This window comes from Methylorubrum podarium, from assembly GCF_040270385.1.
Classification (GTDB): domain Bacteria; phylum Pseudomonadota; class Alphaproteobacteria; order Rhizobiales; family Beijerinckiaceae; genus Methylobacterium; species Methylobacterium podarium.
In genome coordinates this window covers 1-24,082 of record NZ_JBELQE010000007.1, presented here as the reverse complement: position 1 = coordinate 24,082, position 24,082 = coordinate 1, and the positions used below count along the sequence as shown (strand labels likewise).

Below are 24,082 nucleotides of genomic sequence, written 5' to 3'. Positions count from 1 at the left end.
CCGTCGCGAGGTTCTTTACGACGTCCGGCCGGGGCCGGTTATTCGGGCTGTGCCCCTCTCCAGTCATCGCGAGGCGGAGCCGAAGCGATCCAGGGCGCGACCTCTCCGGAAATATCGCGCCCTGGATTGCCGCGGCTTCGCCTCGCAATGACAACAGCGCCTTGACCGTCAGCCGGAGAGAGGCGGGTCGCGCCGTCGACGGCCCGCGAGGGGGCGCCGACGCTCCGGCCTCAACGACCCCCGGCCGATCCCGTCGCGGCAGAGCCGGTGAAGCGGGCGGCGGAGAGCGTCTCCGGTGCGGTCGAGAAGCGGTTCGCCACCGTCTCCGCCGGAGTGAACAGCGCCTCCGCGGGCAGCGCCTCATCGGGGCGCGGACGCGCCAGCGCGACGCGGACCGGTGCCGTCGCCGCGGCGGGCTCCGACACGCCCTGAACCGCGGAGAAGAGCAGGCTACGCACCTGTTCGCGGGGGTCGGCATCCGCGGGCACGAGCCGCGGTTCGGCCGCGCCCGACTCGGTCGACAGCGCGGCGGGTTCGATCCCGGCCTCCGCGACATGCACCATGCCGCTGATGCCTTCGCCGTTGAGGGAGGCGAGCCGCACCGGGCGCTGCGGCGGCAGCGGGATGGTGAGGGCGGTCGCGACGACGGCGAACTCGGAGGGGCGCCGCGGCGGCAGCGGCGCGACGACGGACTGGTCCGTCTCACCGGTCAGCAATTCCTTCGCCGAGGCGCGGTCTCCGCGCAGAGCGGTCGCGCGCGTGGTCTCGGAGGCGCCCGACGCGGCGTAGGCCATGGCCGCGCCCGTATCGGCGGGATCGGCGCTCGCGACCACGACGCTCGGCTTGGTCCGTGCCTTCGCCGCCGGGGCGCCGGCGAGCGCGGCCGGGGGGGCATCGGTGCCGCCGCCGCCGCCGAAGAGCGAGGCGAAGAAGCCCTTGAGGCCGGGCCCGTCGTCCATCTCGTCGGCGCTGGCCAGAGCCGTGTAGCCCAGCACCGTGCCGCCGCGGGACAGAATCTCGGCGCGCGCCTCTTCATAGCGGGCGAGCGGCTTGCCGTCGGCGGGGAGGTGAACGGTCTTGCCGTCCGGGAACAGGCGGGCGAGCTGGTCGTGGCTCATGCGCGGCCACGAGCGCACCGAGCCGACATCGAGGTGGACGAAGGGCGAGCCGGACCGGGGATACCAGCCGACGCCGCCGCGCTGCATCCGCATGCCGATGGCGCGGATCTGGTCGATCGAGGCGTCGGTCAGGAAGAAGTCCATGGCCTTACCCAGCATGTGCTGGCTGGTCTCGGCCACGCCCGAGGAGCGGCGCCGCAGCATCCCGTTCGTCTTCGGGCTGCGATAGGCGGAGACGATGCGCAGCGGCGCGGTCGAGCCGATGGAGCGCTGCGCCTCCCAGACGACGTCGAACAGGCGCGGGTCCATCTTGGTGGACTCGTTCTCGCGCCAGTCCCGCAGGAGCCAGTTCAGCTGGTCGAGGGCGGCGCGGTCGAAGCGGCCGTCGCGCTTGAACGTCACCGAGAGGCTCTCGCCGGTATGCTCGTGCACCAGCGAGAGGCTGCGGGTGTCGCCGTTGGCGACCGCATTCTGGGTCTCGGCGGTGCCGGCCAGCAGCAAAGCGGCCATGGCGCCGGCCGCGGATGCGAGGCGCTTGAGGCGCGGGGGATGCGAGGTTCGGTTCGAGGTCAGGCGGTCCCGGATCGTGCGCAGCATGGTCCTCACCTCGCGGAACGGCCGCGACATCGGTGATGTCGCGGAGCGCAAGGATGACCGAGGACCGGAAAGGCGGGTCGTCGGGGCCCGTGCTGCTCGCCGTCTTCAGCGACGGCTACGGGGGAACCGTGGCAAAAAAGAGCCTTGCAAGAGCTTCACCGCACGCTGTCCCGCCCGGAGCGACGCAACTGCCATCCGGCGGGAAACGTGACGAGGGCTGGCCTACCAGAAGCTGCGCTGCGAGGTTTCGTAGGTCTGGCCGCTCCAGGGATCGCCGAACATGTCGCGGGTCCGGCGCTGTTCCGCGCGGCGCTCGCTGCGCACGGCCTCGCGCGAAGCGGCCTGGCGCGGGGCCGGGCGGGCTTCGGCCGCCTTCCGCTTCGCCGCCGCGGGTGCCTTCGCCACCGCCTCCGAGCGGGCGGCGAGGCCGAGCGCGACCTTCATCGGCCCGTCGTAGCCGTAGAGGTCGGGCAGGGTGCGGTAGGAGCCGAGATCGTCCACCTCGGCGGTGAAGTAGGCGAGATGCACCGGAAGCTTCTCGGGCAGGCGCAGGGTCCGCTCGCCCTTGCCGATCAGCTTCTTCAGGCGCTCCTCGGTCCAGTTCGGCAGGACCGCGTCGGCGAAACGGAACGGGTCGTCCACGCGCACGCAGCCGTGGCTGAAGGCGCGGGTCGAGGCCGAGAACAGCGAGCGGTTCGGCGTGTCGTGCAGGTAGACCGCGTGCTGGTTGGGGAACATGAACTTGATGAAGCCGAGCGCGTTGCGCTCCCCCGGCGGCTGGCGCAGGGAGATCACGTTGCCCCGGCGCACGACCTCGAATCCGGCCGTCTTGCCCGAGGCCAGCATCTGCTTGAGGATCGAGGGCGGCACGTACCAGGACGGATTGACGACGGCGTACTCCATCATCCCCGAGAAGATCGGGGTCGGGCTGGTCGGCTTGCCGACGATGACCCGCGTCTCGTCCCGCAGGCTGCCGCCGCGAAACACCTTCAGCTTGAATTCCGGCACGTTGACGAGGACGTAGTCCGGTCCGAGCTCGGACGGCAGCCAGCGCCAGCGCTCCATGTTGACGAGGATGTCGGCCTCGCTGGCGCTCGTCTTCGGCACGCTCGGGTTGGCGAGCGCGGCGACGGTGGCGCGGGTGAGCGTGCCGCTCGCCGGAAGGCCGCGGCTTCGCTGGAAATCCTTCACGGCGTCGGCGACGGACCGGTCGTAGGCGTCGGCCTCGCCGGGCGCGGCGTCGAGGGTGCCTACGGAGCGCGCCTCGAGGCCGAACCGGCTGCGCAGCAGCGGCACCCGCGGATCGTTCATCCCGAGCTTGAGGACGGGGCCGTCGGGAAGCTTCACGCTCGGCGCCCCGTGCGTCCGTCCGACCCGCAGGCCGGCGAGCCGCTCCTTCAGGGCGAGGTAGCCCGGCTGGCGCGGATTGTAGGATTGCAGCACCGCTCCGGCCTGCGCGCCCGCCGCGGCGAGGCGGGCCAGCACCGTGTCGGCCGGCGGCAGATCGAGGGTCGGGGTGATCAGCTTCGAGATCGCGGCCGGATTGACTCGCCCGCCGCGGGCGTCGCGGGCGTAGAGGGCGAGGGAGGCCGAGAGCTTGAGGTCGGCCTCCGCGATCTCGGCGTCGGTGTCCGGGCGGCTGAGCTTGCCCACCGCCGGCACCGGATAGGCGTTCGGATCGAGACCGTCCTCGCCCGCCGCGCGCAGGCGCGCGATCGCGGCGTCGGCGGCGGCGTTGAAGGCGCCCTTCTCGATCCAGACCGGCTTGAAGTTGCCGAGGGCGTAGAAGGCCTGGATCGCCTCGCGATCCTTGGCCGTCAGCCGCTGCAGCAGCGGCGCGCTGTTGTTGAGGCGCGCGTAGACGGCCGCCGGGAGCGGCTCGCTCGGCGCGACCGGAGCGGGCGGCCCTTCGACGATGGTGACCGGAGCGGGCTCCGCGGGCGGCGCGGGGGCTTCCGCGGCCGGGGACGTGCCCTCGCTCGCCTCCGGGGACACGGCAGCCCCGTCCGCGGGGTCGACCGCGGCCTTGCGGATGACGATGCCGCTCTCGGCGGCGGACGGTTCCTCGGCACGGGCCGGGGCTTGGCCGAAGGCGAGGAGGGCCGCCAAGGCGACGGACAGAGTCCGTGCGACGCCCGTTCCGGCTCCCGATGCAGCGCGCATGTCGGCAACTCCCTGGATACGGCCGAGAATGCCGCAGCTCTGCTTAAAGATCATCGACCGAAGCACGGCCGAGCGCAACCACACGACCACGGCTCACGGCCAAGCCTGATCCTGGAGGCGAACAGCCGAGCACCATCCCCTGTTCCACTCTCAGGCCGCGTCCTCGGAACGCTCCCCCTCGTCGAGGCCGAGTTCCTTGAGCTTGCGGTAAAGGGTGGATCGGCCGATTCCGAGGCGCCGGGACACCTCCGACATTCGGCCGCGGTAGAATTGCAGGGCGAAGCGGATCACTTCTGCCTCGACCGCTTCCATCGTCTTCATGTCGCCGGTCTCCTCGAGAACGAGGGACATGGCGTGCGGGTCGCGCACCTCGACCCGGACGATCTCCCGCACCGGCTCGAGCGTGCCCGCGGGCAGGGCGGCCTGCGCCGGGAGCGGCGGGATGCGCACGTCGAAACCCTCGACCTGCGCGGCGATCTGCGGGAACTCCGTCACCGTCAGCTCGTCCCCGTCGGCGAGCACGACCGCGCGGAACAGGGCGTTCTCCAACTGGCGCACGTTGCCGGGCCAGGGGTAGCGGGTGAGCAGGGCCATCGCCTCCGCCGTGATGCCGCGCAGGCGCTTGCCTTCCTCCGCCGCGAACCGCGCGCAGAACGAGCGCACCAGATCCGGGATGTCCTCGCGCCGCGCCCGCAGCGGCGGCAGCGTCATGGGGAAGACGTTGAGGCGGTAATAGAGATCCTCGCGGAACTTGCCCTGCTTGACGAGGTCGAGCAGCGAGCGGTTGGTCGCCGAGATCAGGCGGATATCGACGCGCACGGCCCGCTTGCCGCCGACCGGATCGACCTCGCCTTCCTGTAGCGCCCGCAGCAGCTTCACCTGCGCGTCGAGCGGCAATTCGCCGATCTCGTCGAGGAACAGCGTCCCGCCCGAGGCCTCGACGAACTTGCCGACATGGCGCTCGGTGGCGCCGGTGAAGGCGCCCTTCTCGTGGCCGAAGAGGGTGGACTCGACCAGGTTCTCGGGGATCGCGCCGCAGTTCACCGTCACGAACGGCTTGCCGCGCCGGTCGCCCGAACCCTGGATCGCCCGGGCCAGCACCTCCTTGCCGACACCCGATTCGCCCTCGATCAGGACGGGGATGTTCGACTTCGCCGCCCGCTCGGCGAGGCGGATCACCCGCTCCATGTCCGGGCTCTTCGAGGCGAGATCCTTAAAGCCGAGCGCCCCGGAGGCGCGGCGGCGCATGCGGCGCACCTCCTCCTCGAGCTGATCGACCCGCAGGGCGTTCTTGATCGAGACCTGGAGCCGCTCGGCGCCGGCCGGCTTCACCACGAAATCGACAGCGCCCGCGCGCATGGCGTTCACCACGGCGTCGATGGAGCCGTTCGAGGTCTGCACGATGACCGGCGTGTCGATGCCGCTCTTGCGCATCTCGGCCAGCACGCCGAGGCCGTCCATGCCGCCGGGCATGACCAGATCGAGCAGCACGACGTCGACGCCCTCGCCGGCCCGCAGCAGGGCCAGCCCGTCGTGACCGTTCTCCGCGACCCGAGCCTCGAAGCCGAGGCGGCGCACCATCGCCTCGGCGAGGCGGCGCTGGACGGGATCGTCGTCGATGATGAGAACGGTGGTCGACATGCGGGGCGCCTCGCTTTCCGCTCGAGCCGACCGCGGGCCGACGCGATCTCCGAGGAGAGACCGGCGGACGCATGGCGGCGGCTGTTTCGTTTCGAGGCACAGGGTCGCCCAAGAGCGTAAAGCCCCGCTTAACGACGCCGGAATTTCGCCCGCCCGGCGGTCGAGGCGACAGAACCGCCGTTCAGTCGGCCCTCCGGCGCCCGGGATTGCGGGCCGCAGTTGATCGTAGGGACCTCCCGCTCGATATCTGCCCCTGCCCGCGCCGGAGCGACCGATTCCGGACCGGTGGCCCAACGCGTCGAGGAAACCGCACATCATGTCGAGCCGAGCCGTTTTCGCCGCCCTGGCCCCGGATCTGCCGAGGGGGGCCGAGGAACTCGCGGCCGTGCGCAGCGCCGTTCAGGCGGCGGACCTCGGGGTGCTGCCCGAATGGGACCTCACCGACCTCTATCCGAGCATGGACGCGCCCGCCTTCCGGGACGACCTCGAACGGGCCGAGGCGGAGAGCCGAGCCTTCGCCGAGCGCTATGCCGGCCGAATCGCCGAGATCGCCGGCGGGCCGGACGCCTCCTCCGTCCTGGGCGAGGCGGTGCAGGCCTACGAGCGGATCGAGGATCTGATGGGGCGGCTGATGTCCTATGCCGGCCTCGTCTATTCCGGCGACACCACCGACGAGACCCGCGCCAAGTTCTACGGCGACACCCGCGAGCGGCTGACCACGGCGTCCGGCGACCTGCTGTTCTTCGGCCTGGAACTGAACCGCGTCGAGGATGCCGTGCTCGATGCGGCGATGGCCGACGGTCCGCTCGCCCGCTACCGGCCCTGGATCGAGGACCTGCGCCGCGAGAAGCCGTACCAGCTCGACGACCGCACGGAGAAACTGTTCCTCGACAAGTCGGTGACGTCGAGCGCCGCTTGGGACCGGCTCTTCAACGAGACGATCGCCTCGCTGCGCTTCCCCGTGCAGGGCGAGCGCCTGACGCTGGAGCCGACCCTGAACAAGCTTCAGGATCCGGACGGGGCGGTGCGCAAGGAGGCGGCGCTGGCGCTCGGCGAGACGCTGCGGGCGAACCTTCGCATCTTCGCGCTGATCACCAACACGCTGGCCAAGGACAAGGAGATCTCCGACCGCTGGCGCGGCTTCAAGGACGTGGCCGATGCTCGCCACCTCTCGAATCGCGTCGAGCCGGAGGTCGTCGCGGCCATGGTGGAGGCGGTGCGCGCGGCCTATCCGCGCCTGTCGCACCGCTACTACCGGCTCAAGGCGAAGTGGTTCGGCGTCGAGGCGCTGCCCTACTGGGACCGCAACGCGCCGCTGCCGAAGGTGGAGCAGCGCACGATCCCCTGGGCGCAGGCCCGCGACACGGTGCTGGAGGCCTACAACGCGTTCTCGCCCGACATGGCCGGCATCGCCAAGAAGTTCTTCGACGGCGGCTGGATCGACGCGCCGACCCGGCCCGGCAAGGCGCCCGGCGCCTTCGCGCACCCGACGGTGCCCTCGGCCCATCCCTACGTTCTGGTGAACTACCAGGGTAAGCCGCGGGACGTGATGACGCTGGCGCACGAACTCGGCCACGGCGTGCATCAGGTGCTCGCCGCCCCGAACGGCGCGCTGATGGCGCCGACGCCGCTGACGCTGGCGGAGACCGCGAGCGTGTTCGGCGAGATGCTGACCTTCCGCCGCCTGCTCGGCCAGACCACCGACCCGACCCAGCGCCGGGCGATGCTGGCGGCCAAGGTCGAGGACATGATCAACACGGTGGTGCGTCAGATCGCGTTCTACTCGTTCGAGCGGAAGGTCCACCTCGCCCGCGTCAAGGGCGAGCTGACGGCCGAGCAGATCAACGGGCTCTGGATGTCGGTGCAGTCGGAGAGCCTCGGCCCGGCCATCACCCTCGACAAGGGCTACGAGCCGTTCTGGGCTTACATCCCGCACTTCATCCACTCGCCGTTCTACGTCTACGCCTACGCCTTCGGCGACTGCCTCGTGAACTCGCTCTACGGCGTCTACGCCCGCGCCGAGCCGGGCTTCGTCGAGCGCTACTTCGCCCTGCTCTCGGCCGGCGGCTCGAAGCCCTACGGCGAGCTGCTCAAGCCGTTCGGGCTCGACGCGAGCGATCCGGGCTTCTGGCAGATCGGGCTCGGAATGATCGAGGGGATGATCGCGGAGCTGGAGGCGATGGAGGACGCGTAGGCCGCAATCTATGGGCCTTGGCCTCGACGTGTTATACGCACGTTGAACGCGGATAAGGTGGGAGGCCCATCAACATGAAGCTCGAAATCAAGCGCATCGGAAACTCGACCGGTCTGATCCTGCCGAAGGAACTCGTCGGCAGGCTCAAACTGGATCAGGGCGATTGGCTGCATGTCACCGAGAACGCGGACGGCACGCTGCATCTCTCGCCCTATGATCCGACTTTCGAGAAGGGCATGAAGATCGCCGAGAAGGCGATGAAGACCTATCGCAACGCGCTCGCCGAGTTGGCGAAGTGAGCGAGATCGTTTGGCTGACAAGCGACCTCGTCCAGGCCATTCACGCACAGCAGCTCAAGCTATTCGGCGGGCCTCCAGGCCTGCGCGATGAGGGCGCGCTCGAATCGGCCCTCGGTCGACCCATCAATCGCGTAGGCTACGGCGAGCCTGACTTGGCTGAACTCGCCGCAGCCTACGCCTTCGGCATTGCCAAAAACCATCCCTTCATCGACGGCAACAAGCGCGCTGCGCTCCTGGCGTTGGTGACCTTCCTCGGGCTGAACGATATCGATTTCGTCGTTGACGAAGCGGAGGCGGTGCTGATGATCCGTGGCCTCGCCGCCGGCGAGATCGACGAATCCGGCCTCACCCGCTGGATCCGCGACAACTGGCCGAAGGCAGTGTAGTCCCATCCGCGGCGCGCCGTCCCAGCGCCCTGTGCGCGGGACACCGAGCTGCCTATCTCCGGTCGAGTCCCGAAAGGAATCGATCCGAGTCCATGGCCGAGACCGACCGCGAAGCCAACCGCTTCACCGCCCGCGCGAGCCGCTACGCTAGCGTCGGCGCCAATGTCGGAGGGGTGGCCGCGCGGATGGCGGCGGCGCGCCTGTTCGGCGGGAAGGACGGCGCGAGCCTGACCAACGCGGCGGCCCTGGCCCAGGCCCTCGGCGGCCTGAAGGGGCCGATCATGAAGGTGGCGCAGCTCCTTGCCACCGTGCCGGATCTCCTGCCGCCGGAATACGCCGCCGAGCTGCAGAAGCTTCAGGCCGACGCGCCGCCGATGGGGGCGGCCTTCGTCAAGCGCCGGATGATGGCCGAACTCGGCGCCGACTGGCAGAGCCGCTTCGGCCGATTCGACCTGAAACCCGCGGCAGCCGCCTCCCTGGGGCAGGTCCACCGCGCCGAATCGCTCGACGGCGCGCCGCTCGCCTGCAAGCTCCAGTATCCCGACATGCAGTCGGCGGTGGAGGCCGATCTCAAGCAGCTCCAGGTCGCCTTCGCCCTGCATCGCCGGATGAATTCCTGGCTCGACACGTCGGAGATCTCCAAGGAGATCGGCGCGCGGGTGCGCGAGGAACTCGATTACGGCCGTGAGGCCAAGCACGCCGCCCTCTACGGCAGCGTGCTCAAGGACATCGATTCGGTGCGGGTGCCGACGGTGCACCCCGATCTCTCCACGAAGCGGCTCCTCACCCTCGGCTGGCTCGACGGTGAGAGGATCCTGACCTTCGCCGACGCCCCGATCGAGATCCGCAACCGCATCGCCCAGGCGATGTTCCGGGCGTGGTGGCATCCCTTCAGCCGCGCCGCGGTAATCCACGGCGATCCGCATCTCGGCAACTACACCGTCTTCTCCGAGGGCGGCGAGGCGCAGGGCATCAACCTGCTCGATTACGGCTGCGTGCGCATCTTCCACCCGCGCTTCGTCGGCGGCGTGGTCGATCTCTACCGCGGATTGCTGAACAACGATCGGGATCGCGTCGTCCACGCCTACGAGGTCTGGGGCTTCAAGAAGCTCGACAAGGAGACCGTCGACATCCTCAACATCTGGGCCCGCTTCATCTATGGGCCCTTGCTGGAAGACCGCACGCGCACGGTCGCCGACGGGGTCGAGCCCGGGGCCTACGGCCGGCGAGAGGCGTTTTCCGTCCATCAGGCGTTGAAGGAGCGGGGGCCGGTCACCGTCCCACAGGAATTCGTGTTCATGGACCGGGCCGCGGTCGGGCTCGGCGCGGTCTTTCTGCACCTGCGCTCCGAACTGAATTATCATCGGCTGTTCGAGGCGGAGATCGAGCGATTCTCGCTCGAAACCCTGTCCGAGCGGCAGGGCACGGCCCTGGCCGAGGCGGGTCTGCCCAACCCGACATAACAAAAAGTCGGCTCAAGACGTGCCGACCCGACCGTCAAGCTGATTGCGAGCGGGATAGCCTTGCGCTAAATCCGCGCGTGACAAGCAAAACGATATCAGGGAACGGGCGCGCAATGGCGGACACGAAGACCCTCACCGGCCTGAACTACAGCCCGGCGATGGACGAGAAGACCCACGAGCAAACCTATCGGGGCTTCATCCGCTTCGTCGAGATCGGCACGGTCACGGTTCTGTGCTGGGTCGTGGCCCTCGCCATCGGCGGCGTGCACGAAGCCTGGGTGACCGCCATCATCGGCGTGCTGGTGTCCTGGGCCGCCGCGGCGGCCGGCGCCTTCGTTCCGGCCATCGGCTGGAAGGCCCAGGCCTTCGTCCTCGCAGCCCTCCTCGCGATCCTCTTCCTGAGCTGAGGACCGAATGTTTCGGGCCGGCCCCACGGGTCGGCCTTTTCCAGATCTGAACTTCCACGAAGGCTCGGATACCGGCACGCCGAAGGGCGGCTGTAAGAACGGGAGCAACTGATGCGTATTGCCGTCTTGACGGAGACGGACCCGATAGAACCACGGGTCGCGGCCGTCCCAGAAACGGTCAAGAAGTTCATTGGTCTGGGCAGTGAGGTCGTCGTGCAATCGGGGGCCGGCACCAAGGCCGGCGTTCCCGATTCCGAGTACGAGGCGGCCGGCGCCAAGATCGCCGGAAGCGCCGAGGAGGCTCTGTCCGGCTCGGATCTGGTCCTCAAGGTCCGCCGTCCCAACGCGGACGAGCTTGCCAAGATCCAGAAGGGCGCCGTGGTCGTCGCGATCATGGACCCCTACGGCCACGAGGACGCGCTGAAGGCCATGGCCGAGGCGGGTGTCTCCAGCTTCGCCATGGAGCTGATGCCCCGCATCACCCGCGCGCAGGTGATGGACGTGCTCTCGTCCCAGGCCAACCTCGCCGGCTACCGCGCCGTGGTCGATGGGGCCGCCGAGTACGGCCGCTCCCTGCCGATGATGATGACCGCCGCGGGCACCGTGCCGGCCGCGCGCATCTTCATCATGGGTGTCGGCGTCGCCGGCCTCCAGGCCATCGCCACCGCCCGCCGCATGGGCGCCGTGGTGACCGCCACGGACGTGCGCCCCGCCACCAAGGAACAGGTCGAATCGCTCGGCGCCAAGTTCGTCGCGGTGGAGGACGACGAGTTCAAGCAGGCCGAGACGTCCGGCGGCTACGCCAAGGAGATGTCGGCCGAGTACCAGAAGAAGCAGGCGGAGCTGGTCAAGGGCCACATCGCCAAGCAGGACATCGTCATCACCACGGCCCTGATCCCGGGCCGCCCGGCGCCGAAGCTCGTCTCCGAGGAGATGGTCGCCTCGATGAAGCCGGGTTCGGTGCTCGTCGACCTCGCGGTCGAGCGCGGTGGCAACGTCGCGGGTGCGAAGGCGGGTGAGATCGTTACCGTCGGCAACGGCGTGAAGATCGTCGGCCACGTCAACGTGCCCGGCCGCCTCGCGGCGACCGCCTCAAGCCTCTACGCCCGCAATCTTTTCTCCTTCGTCGAGACGATGATCGACAAGGAAGCAAAGGCGCTGGCGGTGAAGTGGGACGACGAACTCGTCAAGGCCACCAACCTCACCCGCGACGGTCAGGTGGTTCACCCCAACTTTCAGCCCAAAGCCTGATCGGTCGCGGAGGATCTCATCATGGCAACCCCCCTTCCGCCCGTCTCGCCTGCTGATCAGGCCCAGGCCGCCGCGGCCGCCGCACGCGCCGCGGCCGACATCGCCCAGCAGAACGCCGCCCACGCGCAGTCGATCGCCGATGCGATCGGCCACGGCGTGGCGGCCGCCACCCACGGCGCGGTCGATCCGACCGTGTTCCGTCTCGCGATCTTCGTGCTCGCGATCTTCGTCGGCTACTACGTCGTCTGGTCGGTGACGCCCGCGCTGCACACGCCGCTCATGTCCGTCACCAACGCGATCTCCTCCGTCATCATCGTCGGCGCGCTGCTCGCCGTCGGCGTCCCGCTGATCGAGAAGGGCACCGGCTGGGCCCGCTTCTTCGGCTTCATCGGTATCGTCCTCGCCTCCGTGAACATCTTCGGCGGCTTCCTCGTCACGCAGCGCATGCTCGGCATGTACAAGAAGAAGGCCTGAGGCGATGTCTGAAAACGTCTCATCCCTTCTCTACATCGTCTCCGGCGTCCTGTTCATCATGGCGCTGCGGGGGCTCTCGCACCCGACGACCGCTCGTCAGGGCAACCTCTACGGCATGGTGGGCATGGGGCTCGCCATCCTCACCACGCTGGTCGGCCACCCGCCGTCCGGCCTCAGCGCCTGGATCCTCGTGCTCCTCGGCCTCGGCCTCGGCGGCGGCGCCGGTGCCGTGATCGCCAAGCGGGTGCCGATGACGGCGATGCCGCAGCTCGTCGCCGCCTTCCACTCGCTGGTCGGCCTCGCGGCGGTCGCGGTGGCGGCCGGTGCGCTCTACGCGCCCCAGGCCTTCGGCATCATCGAGAACGGCCACTTCCACAAGCAGTCGCTGTTCGAGATGGGTCTCGGCGTGGCGATCGGCGCGATCACCTTCACCGGTTCGGTCATCGCCTTCGCCAAGCTCGACGGGCGCATGTCCGGCAAGCCGATCCTGCTGCCGGCCCGGCACGCCATCAACCTCTCGGTGGCGATCTTCCTGGTCGTGCTGCTCGGCATCTTCATCGGCACCGAGTCGAAGGTGGCGTTCTGGCTGATCGTGATCGTCTCGCTGATCCTCGGCGGCCTCATCATCATCCCGATCGGCGGCGCCGACATGCCCGTCGTCGTGTCGATGCTGAACTCCTACTCGGGCTGGGCCGCGGCCGGCATCGGCTTCACGCTCGGCAACCTCGCGCTCATCATCACGGGCTCGCTGGTCGGCTCGTCGGGCGCGATCCTGTCCTACATCATGTGCCACGCGATGAACCGCTCGTTCATCTCGGTCATCCTCGGCGGCTTCGGCGGGGACACCGCCGCGGCCGGCAGCGGGCAGGTCGAGACGCGCCCCGTCAAGCAGGGCTCGGCGGACGACGCGGCCTACATCATGAAGAACGCCGAGAAGGTCATCATCGTCCCCGGCTACGGCATGGCGGTCGCCCAGGCGCAGCACTCCCTGCGCGAGATGGCCGACCTGCTGAAGAAGGAAGGCGTGGACGTGAAGTACGCCATCCACCCGGTGGCGGGCCGCATGCCGGGGCACATGAACGTGCTCCTGGCGGAAGCCAACGTGCCCTACGACGAGGTGTTCGAGTTGGAGGACATCAACGGCGAGTTCCCGCAGGCCGACGTGGCCTTCGTGATCGGAGCCAACGACGTCACCAACCCGGCCGCCAAGACCGACAAGACCTCGGCGATCTACGGCATGCCGATCCTCGACGTGGAGAAGGCCAAGACGGTCCTCTTCATCAAGCGCGGCATGGGCTCCGGCTATGCCGGCGTCGAGAACGAGGTGTTCTTCCGCGACAACACGATGATGCTGTTCGGCGACGCCAAGAAGGTCGTCGACAGCATCCTCAAGAACCTCTGATCGGCCCAAACGGCGGTCAGGCGGCGGGGGGGGCGAGCAATCGTCCGCCCCGCTGTCGTTTGCGGGGCGCAGTTTTTGCCGGCCGAAGCCGGTATAGTCGCCGCGTGTCCGCCGCCATGTCCCTCGCTTCCCACCCCGATCTGCCCCGCCCGTTCCTCGACGTCTCCGCCTCGGTGCTGGGGCGGCCGTGGCGGGAGCGCTGCGGCGATCCCGGACTCCAGGCCCTGGCGACGACCATGAGCCAGGCCTACGGGCTGCCGGACCTGCTCGCCCGCGTCCTCGTCGGGCGCGGCGTGCGGCCGGCGGAGGCCGAGGCCTACCTGTCCCCGCGCCTGCGCGACCTGATGCCGGACCCGGCCGTCCTCGTGGACATGGAGGCGGCGGTCGACCGGCTCGCCCACGCCGTTCGGACCCGCGAGACCGTGGCGATCTTCGGCGACTACGACGTGGACGGCGCGTCGAGCGCGGCTTTGCTGGCCGCGTATCTGCGGGCGCTCGGCGTGCCGGTGCGCATCCACATCCCCGACCGCATCACGGAGGGCTACGGCCCCAATGTCGGCGCCGTCACCGCGCTGCGCGCGGAGGGGGCGGGCCTGCTCGTCTGCGTCGATTGCGGAACCGCTGGCCACGAGCCCCTGGCCGCCGCCGCTTCCCTCGGCCTCGACGTGATCGTGCTCGATCACCACGGCGCGCCGGAGGAGCTTCCGACGACCCGCGCCCTGGTCAACCCGAACCGGCTCGACGACCTGTCCGGGCTCGGCCATCTCTGTGCGGCGGGCGTCGTCTTCATGACCCTGGTCGCGCTCGCCCGCCGCTTGCGGGGGGAGGGCGCCTTCGGAGCCTCCGCCGAGCCGCGGCTGACCGATTTCCTCGATCTCGTGGCGCTCGCCACCGTGGCCGACGTCGTCCCGCTCACCGGACTGAACCGCGCCTTCGTCGTCCAGGGGCTCGCGGTGATGCGCGGGCGCGGACGGCCGGGGCTGGCGGCGCTCCTCGACGCGGCCGGGCTGAGCGAGCCGCCGGAGGCGTGGCATCTCGGCTTCCTCGTCGGGCCGCGCATCAATGCCGGCGGCCGCATCGGCGATGCCGGCCTGGGCGCGCGCCTGCTCACCACCGCCGACCCGATGGAAGCCCGCCGCATCGCCGAGGAACTCGACCGGCTCAACCGCGAACGGCAGGCCATCGAGGCGCAGGCGGTCGCCGAGGCCGAGGCGGAGATGGATGCGCGCCTCGCCCGCGACCCTGACCGTCCGGTGCTGATCGCCGCTTCGCCCGAATGGCATCCCGGCATCGTCGGCCTCATTGCCGCCCGCCTCAAGGAGCGGTTCGGCCGGCCGGCCTTCGCCTTCGCGGTCAAGCCCGACGGAAGTGCCGTCGGATCCGGGCGCTCGGTCGCCGGAGCGGATCTCGGCGGGGCCGTGCGCAGCGCCGTCGAGGCCGGGCTCGCGGTCAAGGGCGGGGGACACGCCATGGCGGCCGGCGTCACCCTGGCGCCGGGAGGCCTCGACGCCTTCGGCGCGAGCCTGTCCCGTGATCTCCTCGAAGCCGTCGGCCGGGCACGGGCGGCCGAGGCGCTGCTGATCGACGGCACGGTGAGCGCCGGCGGCGCGACCGCCGAACTGGTGCGGCTGATCCAGCGGGCGGGGCCGTTCGGGCAGGGCGCGCCGGAGCCGGTCATGGCGCTGCCGCGCCATCGCCTCGTCGACGCGGGCATCGTCGGAAACGGACATGTCCGCGCGCGGCTCGTCAGCGGCGATGGGCAGGCGGTCGGCGGTATCGCCTTCCGCGCTGCGCAGGGCCCCCTGGGCACCGCCCTGCTCGGCGGTATCGGCCGGAGCTTTCATGTCGCCGGCACGCTCTCCTGCGACCGGTGGCGCGGGGCCGAGCGGGCTCAGGTGCGAATCTGCGACCTCGCGCCCTGTGGATAGAAACCCCGTGAAACGGATCGGTTGACACCCGATCAGACCCTCACCATAAGGGCCTCGCCCGCCGCGATCGAAACGCGGCGACCCGGTTTGGGGGAATGTCCCGAGCGGCAAAGGGGGCGGACTGTAAATCCGCTGCGTAAGCTTCGTAGGTTCGAGTCCTACTTCCCCCACCAAACACATCCCGCGAAAGACGTCGGCGGCCTGCGGCAGTTCATCCGCCCCATCGTCCGTGCACGCGGCTGACGATGCTCGACGCGCACCGCTTCCTCTTTGTCGTTCAGATCCGGCATGACGTCGGTGGCATGTGCGCCGCGACAGGAATCTGTTCATAGATTCAGGTGTCTGCGCGAAAAACTAACGTGCGTTAGTTCCGCGAGCTTTGCCGAGCGTTAGGTTGCGGCGGCCAGGCCAAGGAAGCTCAGTGTCTAACCCGCTCGTTCGCAAGCTGGAAAACTTCGTCCGCCTGTCTCCGGAGGAGAAGCAGGCCCTGGAAAAGATCGCCCAACCGACACGACGGTTGGGCGCGCGTGAGGACGTGATCCGCGACGGCGACCGGCCTCGCCACGTCAACGTCGTCCTCGAAGGGTGGGCCTGCCGCTACAAGCAGCTCGAGGACGGCCGGCGCCAAGTCATCTCGATCTTCCTTCCCGGTGATCTGTGCGATCCGCACGTCTTCGTCTTGCGGAAGATGGATCATTCGCTGGGAACGCTGACCTCGGTGGTCCTTGCCGAGATCTCCGAGGCCGCCATCCGGGACATCGCCCTGCAATATCCACGCGTGGCGGAGGCGCTCTGGTGGGAAATGCTCGTGACGGCGGCGATCCAGCGCGAGTGGACCGTCAGCCTCGGCCAGCGTCTGGCGACGGAGCGCCTGGGACACCTCTTCTGCGAGCTGTTCCTGCGGTTGCGCGCCGTCGGCCTGACGAGCGAGACGAGCTGCGAGTTCCCCATCACCCAGGCCGATCTCGGCGACGCGATGGGTCTCTCGACGGTGCACATCAACCGCACCCTCAAGGAGTTGCGGGCGGCGGGCCTGATCCGCCTGCGCGGGCGTCAGCTCACCATTCCTGATTTTCCCGCCCTTCAGGCGGCCTCGCTGTTCGACCCATCTTATCTACATTACGAGCGTGATCCATCGGTAGCGGACGACGATTGATGAGCGGCTTTAGCCGATTCATCCTCTTGAGGTCAGCGAACGGCTAAACCATGAACCAGGATCCGCGGGACGCACGTATCGAGGAGCTGGAGGCCGAGAACCGGCGCTTGCGCCGCTTCCTCGACGAGAAGGGTCTGCCCGCAGAGCTGCGCCACAAGGTGCGCAACACGCTGTCGATGCTGCGAGCGATCATCCGCCGCTCGGCCGAGACGAGCGACTCCGTGGAAACCTACGTCGCCCATCTCGACGGGCGGGCCGATGCCCTCGCCCGCGTGCTCAACGCCTTGATGCGGAGCGTGCCCGAGGGGATCGGTCTGCACTCCCTCGTCGCCGACGAGCTTCTGGTGCATCTCGCGCGGGAGGGCGAACAGGTCGCGATCGCGGGACCGAGCCTGCGCCTGCGCTCCGGAGCGGCCGAGGTCTTCGCCATGGCGGTGCACGAGTTGGCCGTGAACGCCGTCGAGCACGGCGCCCTGACGGTGCCCCAGGGCCACATCCGCGTCGCCTGGACGCTGTCCTCGCCGACGGAGGCGAGCGGGTCCCCGCCAAAGCTGACCTTCGTCTGGGAAGAGAGCGGTCTCGAAGACGTCGCGCCGTCGCCGTCGCATCGCGGGTTCGGTTTTGAAGTCCTCGAACGCAGCCTGCGCTACGAATTGAAGGCGGATACCGACCTGACCTTCGAGCCGCACGGCTTGCGCTGCACGATCAGCCTGCCGCTTCCGTCCCAGATCACGGTGGTCGAGGACGAGGAGTAGCGCCGCCGCGCCGGATCCGTCGACGATCGAGGCGAGGCGTCCGATCTCCGTCGGATCTGCGACCGATCGGGCACACCGGACCGTTGTCCGCTCACCATTTCTCGATCAAGCGGTGTGCCAAGCGTGGCCGGGGTAGCCCGGCGGGTGATCGACGGGTACTTAACATCTGGATGCTTTCGTGGAGGCATCGCCCCGTCACGAACCAGAGATCCCACCGCGCGAATGCATGTCCGGATGAACTGCCTGCTGCGTTCGCCGGCCCTCGGTGGCGTTCTTCTGGGTGTGGCGGCGCTGATGGTCCTGCCGCAGCGGGCGCAGGCCTTCGATCTGTTCGGCCTGTTCGACTCCGAGGAGGAGCCGCCGGCACCGAGCGCCGGGGCGCTGCCCTACAACCTGCGGATCACCGGCACCGACGACTCGGACATCCTCCGCGCGCTTCAGGATACGTCGACGCTCTACCGCCTACGGCAGGAGGCGCCCCCGGACGGGGAGGGGCTGGTCCGGCGCGCCGAGGCGGATCTGCGCCGCCTGACCGACGTCCTGTCCGGCTTCGGCTATTATCAGGGAACGGTCGCGATCCGCATCGACGGTGTTCCGGTCGGCGGGGAAGCCTCGCTCGCCGCCGCCTCTCGTGCCGCGGAGGGCGCGCGCGGGCGAGCGCTGGTGCCGGTCAAGATCGCCGTCGATCTCGGCCCCCTCTACACCCTCCGCAGCGTCCGCGCCCTCGATCCGCGCGGCCGTCCCTTCTCGGACGAGGTGCTGCCCGAGCGCTTCACCCGCACCGACGACGACGTCCCGGCCCGCTCGGCCACGGTGCTGGCCCGCGAGGCGAGGATCGTCGACCGCTTCCGCGCCCTCGGCCATCCCTTCGCCAAGGCGGTGAGCCGCGACCCCGTCGTGGACGACGCGGCGCACGTCATGGATGTCACCTTCACCATCGATCCCGGGCCGATGGCCGGGCTCGGCGAAGTGTCGGTCAAGGCGACCGACGGCATCGATCCGGCGGTGATCCGCTCGTTCATCTATTCCGAGCCCGGCGATCCCTACTCGCCGAAGGCGGTCGCCGACATCCGTCGCTCGGTGGCCCGCATCGAGGGCCTCGGCGCGGTCCGCGTGCGCGAGGGCGAGACTCTCGACGCGCAGGGCAACCTGCCGATCTTAGTGGAGGTGAGCGAGCGCGAGCGCAATCTCATCGGCGTCGCGGCGCGCTACTCCACCGTCGACGGACCGGGCGTCCGGGCCTACTACGCCAACCGGAACCTGTGGGGCGGCGGCGAGACGCTGCGGCTCGACGCCGACATCTACTATCTCGGCCTCGGCTACGATCCGTTCGCGACCCAGCGCAAGCTCGCGGGCATCGACACGACCGGGCTCGGCGGGCGCCTCTCCGCGACCTTCGTGAAACCGGCGCTCGGCGGCACCCGCAACGATCTCCTGGCCAATGTCTTCGTCACCCGCGAGGTGCAGCAGAGCTACTTCGTGGACGCGGCCGGGGCTTCGGTGGCCCTGCGCCACCGCTTCTCCGACACCTTCTCCGCCCAGATCGGCCTCGACGGGCAGGTCGGCCGCTCGAAGGACGCCATCGGCACGGTCGATTACCGGCTGATCGGCGTGCCGCTCTCCGTCACCTACGATTCGACCGACAGCCTGCTCGATCCCACCGAGGGCTTCCGGGTGATCGCCTCCGCGGCGCCCTATCCCGGCTTCCTCGGCTCGGATCCGGGGATCTTCGTCGCGAAGGCCCAGGGCTCGACTTACTACGCGTTGGACGACGAGCGGAAATACGTGCTCGCCGGACGCCTCGGATTCGGCTCGGTCTCGGGAGCGCGGCTCGACGAGATCCCCGACAATTTCCGCTTCTTCGCCGGCGGCGGCGGCTCGGTGCGCGGCTTCGCCTTCCGGACCCTCGGCCCGCGCGGGCCATTCAACCTGCCGATCGGCGGGCGCAGCCTGCTGGAAGCCTCGATCGAGGCCCGCATCAAGATCACCGACACGATCGGCATCGTGCCGTTCTTCGACGCGGGCACCGCCTTCGCCTCGACGCTGCCGGATTTCGATGAGCGTATCCGCAAGGCGGCGGGCATCGGCGTCCGCTACTACACCGGCATCGGTCCGATCCGCGCCGACCTCGCCTTCCCGCTCGACAGGATCAAGGGAAACCGCGAGTTGCCGGCCGCCCTGTACATCAGCCTCGGACAGGCGTTCTGAATGGAAGTCCCGCGTCGCCGGCACCACCGCGATCCATCCCGCCGCGCGGGGGAGGGGCGTTGCCGCGCCGGAGCGAGGGGGATCCTGGCGGCCGCTCTCCTCTCGGCCGCCCTGCTTTTCGCCGCCCTCTTCGCCACCGACGACACCCGTGCCGCGGACGGCGAGAAGACCGCGCTCGGCGGGCTCCTGTCCAAGGCACTCTCGACGCCCTCGTCACAGGTCTCGATCGGGGCCGTCGACGGCGCCCTGTCGTCGGACGCCACCATCCGCAACGTCGTCATCAGCGATTCCGACGGCCCGTGGCTCAAGCTCGACCGCGCCCGCCTCGTCTGGCGGCGCCTCGCGCTGCTCTCCGGCCGGCTCGAAGTCGACAGCCTGGAGATCGGCCGGCTCGAAGTGCTGCGCAAGCCGGTGCCCGGCCCGACGCCGGCGGAAGCCGAGCCCGATGGCAGCCTCCTGCCGGAGCTGCCGGTGAAGGTCGAGATCAAGGGCTTCACGCTGACCGAGCTGGTGCTGGGCGAGAGCGTCGCGGGCCAGCCCGCCCGGCTCGCCGGCAGCGGCAAGGCCAAGCTCGGGAACCCCTCCGAGGGGCTCGACGCCAGCGCGGAGTTCCGCCGCCTCGACGCCGCCGGCCGCTTCCTCGCCCGGCTCCTGTTCGTGCCCAAGGGCGAGCGTCTGGAAGTGAAGGCGACCCTCGTCGAGCCGGAGGGCGGACTTCTCTCGAAGGCGGCGAATCTCCCCGGCACGCCGCCGATCAACTTCGACCTCGACGGAAGCGGCACCCTCGACGCCTTCAACGCGAGGCTCGATTTCGACGCCGGCCCGGAGATCGGCGCCAAGGGCGGCGCGCGCCTCTCGCGCATCGGCAGCGACCGGCGCCTCAGCCTCGACCTGACCTCGCGCATCGAGGGCCTCGTGCCGGGCCCGGCCGCGGCGATTTTTTCCGGCGAGACCAAGCTCGACGGCGGCATGGCCTTCTCCGATACCGGCGCCTTCCGCATCGACCGGCTCGACCTCGCCTCCCGCACCGCGCGGCTCGGGATCGGCGGCACCCTGACCGCCGGCCGGGTCGCGGATTTCACGATTTCCGCGCGCGCCGTTCCCACCGAAGGCGGTGTGACCAAGGCGGCCGAGGCGGAACTGGAAACCCTGCTCTTCGACGGCAGCCTGAAAGGGCCGCTCGCGTCGCCGCGGGTGAAGGGCAACCTCAAGGCCGCCGGCCTGCGCACGAGGGAATCGAGCCTCGAGCGCGTCGAGGCCGTGCTCAGCGTCGAGCCGACGGGCGCAGACACGGCGCAGCGCTTCGCCGTCACCGCCGACGCGGCGATGGACGGTCTGCGCCTCTCCGACCCGGCCCTGCGCCGCGCCGTGGGCAGCCGTGCCAAGCTGACCCTGCGCGCCGCCGCCGGCTCGGACGGGATCCTCGACGTCACCACCCTGACCGTCGAATCCGACACCGCCCGTGCCGCCTATGCCGGCCGCCTCGGGCAGAACACCCTGACGGGCACGGTCGAGGCGGCGCTCGCGGATATCGGCGCGTTCTCCGGCGTGGCGGGCCGCACGCTCGCCGGCCGCCTCGATGCCAAGGCTTCCTTGAGCGGCGACCCGGCCCACAAGGCTCTCTCCGCCGACCTCGACCTGCGCGGCGGCGGCCTCGTCCTCGGCGGGGAGACGGCCGACCGGCTGGTCGGCCGTGCTCCGGTGCTGACGGGGCGTGTTTCGCAGACCTATGACGGCTACGGTTTCGACCGCGTGCGCTTCGAGGGCGCGGGGTTTGCCGCCACCCTTCAGGGACAGGCCAACGCCAGGACCGCCGACGTGGCCGCCCGCGTCGATCTCAAGAACCTCTCCGCCCTCGACGAGCGGCTCGCCGGCCCGGCGAGCGCCGACGCGCGGCTGACGGGGTCTCTCCTGAAGCCCGCCCTCACCGCCGCGCTCCGCGCCCCGCAGGTGACCGCCAACGGGCGACCGATTCGGGATCTGCGCCTCGACGCGGTGCTGAGCGATCTGCGCGACGCCCTCGACGGCACCCTGCGCCTGACCGGCGACATCGCCGGCAAGCCGCTGCGGGCCGAGGCCCACATCGCCCGACCGAGCCGGACCGATTACGCCCTCGACCGGCTGGCCTTCGCCCTCGGCTCCGTCACCGCGGACGGGCGTGCCGTGGTGGATGCCGACAATCTCCTCGCCGAGGGTTCCCTGACGGTGCGGGCCGGCGATCTCGGCGACCTGTCGCCGCTCGCCCTCGCGCCCATGGGCGGCAGCCTCGACGCGGCGGTGACGCTCTCCCGCGCGGGCGGCCGCCAGGACGCGGCGATCCGCGCCACGGGGACGAGCCTGCGCTACGACACCTTCGGTCTCGCGAAACTCGACGCGGATCTCACCGGCCTCGATCTGCGGGCGCATCCGGTCCTCGACGGCCACGCCGCCATCGATCGCCTCGTCGCGGCGGGCCAGGGCATCGATACGGTGCGGCTCACCGCCAACGGCACGGCGGCGGCGAGCGACATCACGCTCACCGCCCAGGCCCGCGGCTTCGCCCTCGACGGTGCCGCGCGTCTGATCCCGGCCGCGCGCACGCGGATCGAGATCGCCCGCTTCTCGGCGCAGCGCGGCGGCGACCGTCTCGCCCTCGCTGGCCCCGCCGCGATCACCCTCGACCGGGGCTCCGCGCTGATCGAGGGGCTCGTCGTTGCCGCCGGTTCCGGGCGGATCACCGTCCAGGGCCGCGCCGGGTCCGATCTCGACCTCAAGCTCGGCATCCGCGCCCTGCCGCTGTCGCTCGCGCGGATCGCGAGCCCGAGCCTCGCTCTATCCGGCACGCTGGAGGGCGAGGCCGACCTGCGCGGCCCGGCCGCGCGGCCGGAGGGGCGCTACGCGCTCTCCGTCGCCGGCCTCGTCACGCCCGAGACCCGCAAGGCCGGCCTGCCGCCGATCACGGCGCGGGCGAGCGGCCGGCTCGCCGACGGCGAGGCCAGCATCGACGGGCGCGTCTCCGCCGGGCGCGGCGCCGAGGTGACGGTGACGGGCACGGTGCCGGTCGAGGCCGGCGGGGGCTTGAGTCTGCGCGCCCGCGGCACCCTCGACGCGGCGCTCGCCAATTCCATGCTGAGCGTCGGCGGCCAGCGGGTCGCGGGTCGGGTCGCCCTCGATGCCGGCGTGACCGGTACGGTGGCGGCGCCGAGGGTAGAGGGCTCGGCGACGCTCTCCGGCGGCAGTTTCGCCGATCCGCTCAACGGCATCCGCCTCACCGACATCCAGGGTCGGGTGACGGGCCGCGGCGACACCGTCGTCATCGAGCGCCTGACCGCCGCGACCCGCAACGGCGGGCGCCTCTCGGTGGACGGACGCGTGGCCATGGAGCCGGCCTCGGGCTTTCCCGGCAATCTGCGCATCACCGCCGACCGGGCCGAACTGGTGTCGAGCCCGCTGATGACGGCGGTGTCGAGCCTCAACCTCGCCCTGTCGGGGCCGCTCGCCCGCAGGCCGATGATCAAGGGGCGGGTCGATGTCGTCTCCATCGACGTGTCGGTGCCCGACCGACTGCCGGCGACGGTGCAGCCCCTGCCGGGGATCCGCCGGGTCAACGTGACCCCCGAGGTGCGCGAGCGCCTCGCTAAGCGGGCCGAGCGCAGGGCGCAGATCGAGGCGGCGAGCCGCCGGAGGAAGGCGGCCCCGCCCTTCGATGCGAGCCTGGACGTGACCGTGAGCGCGCCGAACCGCATCTTCGTCCGCGGGCGCGGCATCGATGCCGAACTCGGCGGCGAACTGCACGTCACCGGTTCGTCGCGCGACCCGCGGGCCAACGGCGACTTCGCCATGCGCCGCGGCGTCTTCAGCCTCGCCGGACAGCGCCTCGATTTCACCCGCGGCCGGGTGTTCTTCGCGGGCGATCTCGCCCAGCCCGATCTCGACTTCGCCGCGGAGACCAAGGCCGCCGACGTCACCGCCCGCGTCGCGGTCACGGGACCGGCCTCGCAGCCGGTCTTCGCGCTCTCCTCCGATCCGAGCCTGCCGCAGGACGAGATCCTGTCGCGCATCCTGTTCAAGAAGGCGGCCGCCGGCCTCTCGCCGTTCCAGGCGCTGCAACTGGCCCAGGCCGTGGCACAGCTCTCCGGCGGGGCGGGAGGGCCCGACGTGTTCGAGGCAGCCCGCAAGGGGCTCGGTCTCGACAGCCTCGACGTCTCGACGGGCGCGAGCGGCGGCCCGGCGGTCGGCGCCTCGCGCTACATCAACGACCGCATCAGCGTCGGCGTGAAGGCCGGCGCCAAGCCGGCCGACACCGCCGCGACGATCAATTACGACGTGACGCGACGAATCAAGCTCAACGGCGAGGCCGGCAGCGACGGCCGCACCTCGGTCGGCGTCGGTGCGGAGTGGGAATGGTAGGCGGGCTTCCGGTCGCCGGAACTCGCCCGCCCCCTCGAAATCGGCGGCGAAGCGCGCCTACGGCTCCTTGAAGCCGTATTCCGGCACGCCCTCGTCGTTGCCGTAGTACTTGTAGGGCAGGAACTTGCCCGACATGGCGAGCTTCACCCGGTCACCCTTGTTGTTGGGCTCGCGCTCCATCGTCATGTTGAAGTCGATCGCCGACATGATGCCGTCGCCGAACTCCTCCTGGATCAGCTCCTTCCAGGTGG

At 70.2% G+C, this 24,082-nt stretch carries 17 protein-coding genes and 1 tRNA gene; 14 read left to right on the top strand and 4 right to left on the bottom strand.

Features of this window, described 5'->3' with window-relative positions; genetic code table 11:
• Nucleotides 1-230 precede the first annotated feature (230 nt).
• From ABS772_RS00530 to ABS772_RS00520, 3 genes are all read right to left on the bottom strand, one after another.
• Nucleotides 231-1,715, bottom strand: coding sequence for a DUF882 domain-containing protein (locus ABS772_RS00530; RefSeq protein WP_350391669.1), 1,485 nt, complete (start codon nucleotides 1,713-1,715; stop codon nucleotides 231-233).
• 222 nt (nucleotides 1,716-1,937) lie between these two features.
• The gene (locus ABS772_RS00525; protein WP_350391648.1) at nucleotides 1,938-3,878 is read right to left on the bottom strand and encodes a L,D-transpeptidase family protein; all 1,941 of its coding nucleotides are present in this window, start codon (nucleotides 3,876-3,878) and stop codon (nucleotides 1,938-1,940) included.
• 150 nt (nucleotides 3,879-4,028) lie between these two features.
• Nucleotides 4,029-5,519 (bottom strand): sigma-54-dependent transcriptional regulator, encoded by a 1,491-nt coding sequence (locus ABS772_RS00520; protein ID WP_350391647.1) that lies wholly within the window; start codon nucleotides 5,517-5,519, stop codon nucleotides 4,029-4,031.
• A 316-nt stretch (nucleotides 5,520-5,835) separates the two neighbouring features.
• Between ABS772_RS00520 and ABS772_RS00515 the strand changes: the two genes are divergently transcribed.
• The 14 genes from ABS772_RS00515 to ABS772_RS00450 all read left to right on the top strand — a co-directional run bounded on the left by ABS772_RS00515 (nucleotide 5,836) and on the right by ABS772_RS00450 (nucleotide 23,831).
• Nucleotides 5,836-7,713, top strand: coding sequence for a M3 family oligoendopeptidase (locus tag ABS772_RS00515; protein ID WP_350391646.1), 1,878 nt, complete (start codon nucleotides 5,836-5,838; stop codon nucleotides 7,711-7,713).
• Between the two features lie 74 nt (nucleotides 7,714-7,787).
• Nucleotides 7,788-8,012 carry an AbrB/MazE/SpoVT family DNA-binding domain-containing protein gene (locus tag ABS772_RS00510; RefSeq protein ID WP_238257596.1) on the top strand — a complete coding sequence of 75 codons (225 nt, stop codon included), beginning with the start codon at nucleotides 7,788-7,790 and terminating at the stop codon, nucleotides 8,010-8,012.
• Nucleotides 8,009-8,398 carry a type II toxin-antitoxin system death-on-curing family toxin gene (locus tag ABS772_RS00505; protein WP_350391645.1) on the top strand — a complete coding sequence of 130 codons (390 nt, stop codon included), beginning with the start codon at nucleotides 8,009-8,011 and terminating at the stop codon, nucleotides 8,396-8,398. Before ABS772_RS00510 ends, ABS772_RS00505 begins: the two co-directional genes overlap by 4 nt.
• A gap of 92 nt (nucleotides 8,399-8,490) precedes the next feature.
• A complete protein-coding gene (locus ABS772_RS00500) occupies nucleotides 8,491-9,861 on the top strand; it encodes an ABC1 kinase family protein (RefSeq protein ID WP_238257599.1) in 1,371 nt (456 codons plus the stop codon).
• A gap of 113 nt (nucleotides 9,862-9,974) precedes the next feature.
• Entirely contained in the window at nucleotides 9,975-10,268 is a 294-nt protein-coding gene (locus ABS772_RS00495; protein WP_238257600.1) for an aa3-type cytochrome c oxidase subunit IV, read from the top strand.
• Nucleotides 10,269-10,379: 111 nt separating this feature from the next.
• A complete protein-coding gene (locus tag ABS772_RS00490) occupies nucleotides 10,380-11,519 on the top strand; it encodes a Re/Si-specific NAD(P)(+) transhydrogenase subunit alpha (RefSeq protein WP_350391644.1) in 1,140 nt (379 codons plus the stop codon).
• A 21-nt stretch (nucleotides 11,520-11,540) separates the two neighbouring features.
• Nucleotides 11,541-11,993, top strand: coding sequence for a proton-translocating transhydrogenase family protein (locus tag ABS772_RS00485; RefSeq protein ID WP_350391643.1), 453 nt, complete (start codon nucleotides 11,541-11,543; stop codon nucleotides 11,991-11,993).
• Between the two features lie 4 nt (nucleotides 11,994-11,997).
• Nucleotides 11,998-13,395 carry an NAD(P)(+) transhydrogenase (Re/Si-specific) subunit beta gene (locus ABS772_RS00480; RefSeq protein ID WP_350391642.1) on the top strand — a complete coding sequence of 466 codons (1,398 nt, stop codon included), beginning with the start codon at nucleotides 11,998-12,000 and terminating at the stop codon, nucleotides 13,393-13,395.
• A 116-nt stretch (nucleotides 13,396-13,511) separates the two neighbouring features.
• The gene (gene recJ / locus ABS772_RS00475; RefSeq protein ID WP_350391641.1) at nucleotides 13,512-15,323 is read left to right on the top strand and encodes a single-stranded-DNA-specific exonuclease RecJ; all 1,812 of its coding nucleotides are present in this window, start codon (nucleotides 13,512-13,514) and stop codon (nucleotides 15,321-15,323) included.
• Between the two features lie 89 nt (nucleotides 15,324-15,412).
• Nucleotides 15,413-15,496 (top strand) — tRNA-Tyr (locus ABS772_RS00470).
• Between the two features lie 248 nt (nucleotides 15,497-15,744).
• The gene (locus ABS772_RS00465) at nucleotides 15,745-16,479 is read left to right on the top strand and encodes a Crp/Fnr family transcriptional regulator (protein ID WP_238254580.1); all 735 of its coding nucleotides are present in this window, start codon (nucleotides 15,745-15,747) and stop codon (nucleotides 16,477-16,479) included.
• Nucleotides 16,480-16,529: 50 nt separating this feature from the next.
• Entirely contained in the window at nucleotides 16,530-17,234 is a 705-nt protein-coding gene (locus tag ABS772_RS00460) for an HWE histidine kinase domain-containing protein (RefSeq protein WP_350391640.1), read from the top strand.
• Between the two features lie 222 nt (nucleotides 17,235-17,456).
• Nucleotides 17,457-19,442 carry an autotransporter assembly complex protein TamA gene (locus ABS772_RS00455; protein WP_350391639.1) on the top strand — a complete coding sequence of 662 codons (1,986 nt, stop codon included), beginning with the start codon at nucleotides 17,457-17,459 and terminating at the stop codon, nucleotides 19,440-19,442.
• Nucleotides 19,443-23,831 (top strand): translocation/assembly module TamB domain-containing protein, encoded by a 4,389-nt coding sequence (locus tag ABS772_RS00450; RefSeq protein WP_350391638.1) that lies wholly within the window; start codon nucleotides 19,443-19,445, stop codon nucleotides 23,829-23,831. It begins immediately after the preceding gene.
• 57 nt (nucleotides 23,832-23,888) lie between these two features.
• On the opposite strand, the gene ABS772_RS00445 is transcribed toward ABS772_RS00450, so the two are convergent.
• Nucleotides 23,889-24,082: cyanase (locus tag ABS772_RS00445; protein ID WP_456238261.1), on the bottom strand; the 194-nt coding region annotated here is incomplete at its 5' end.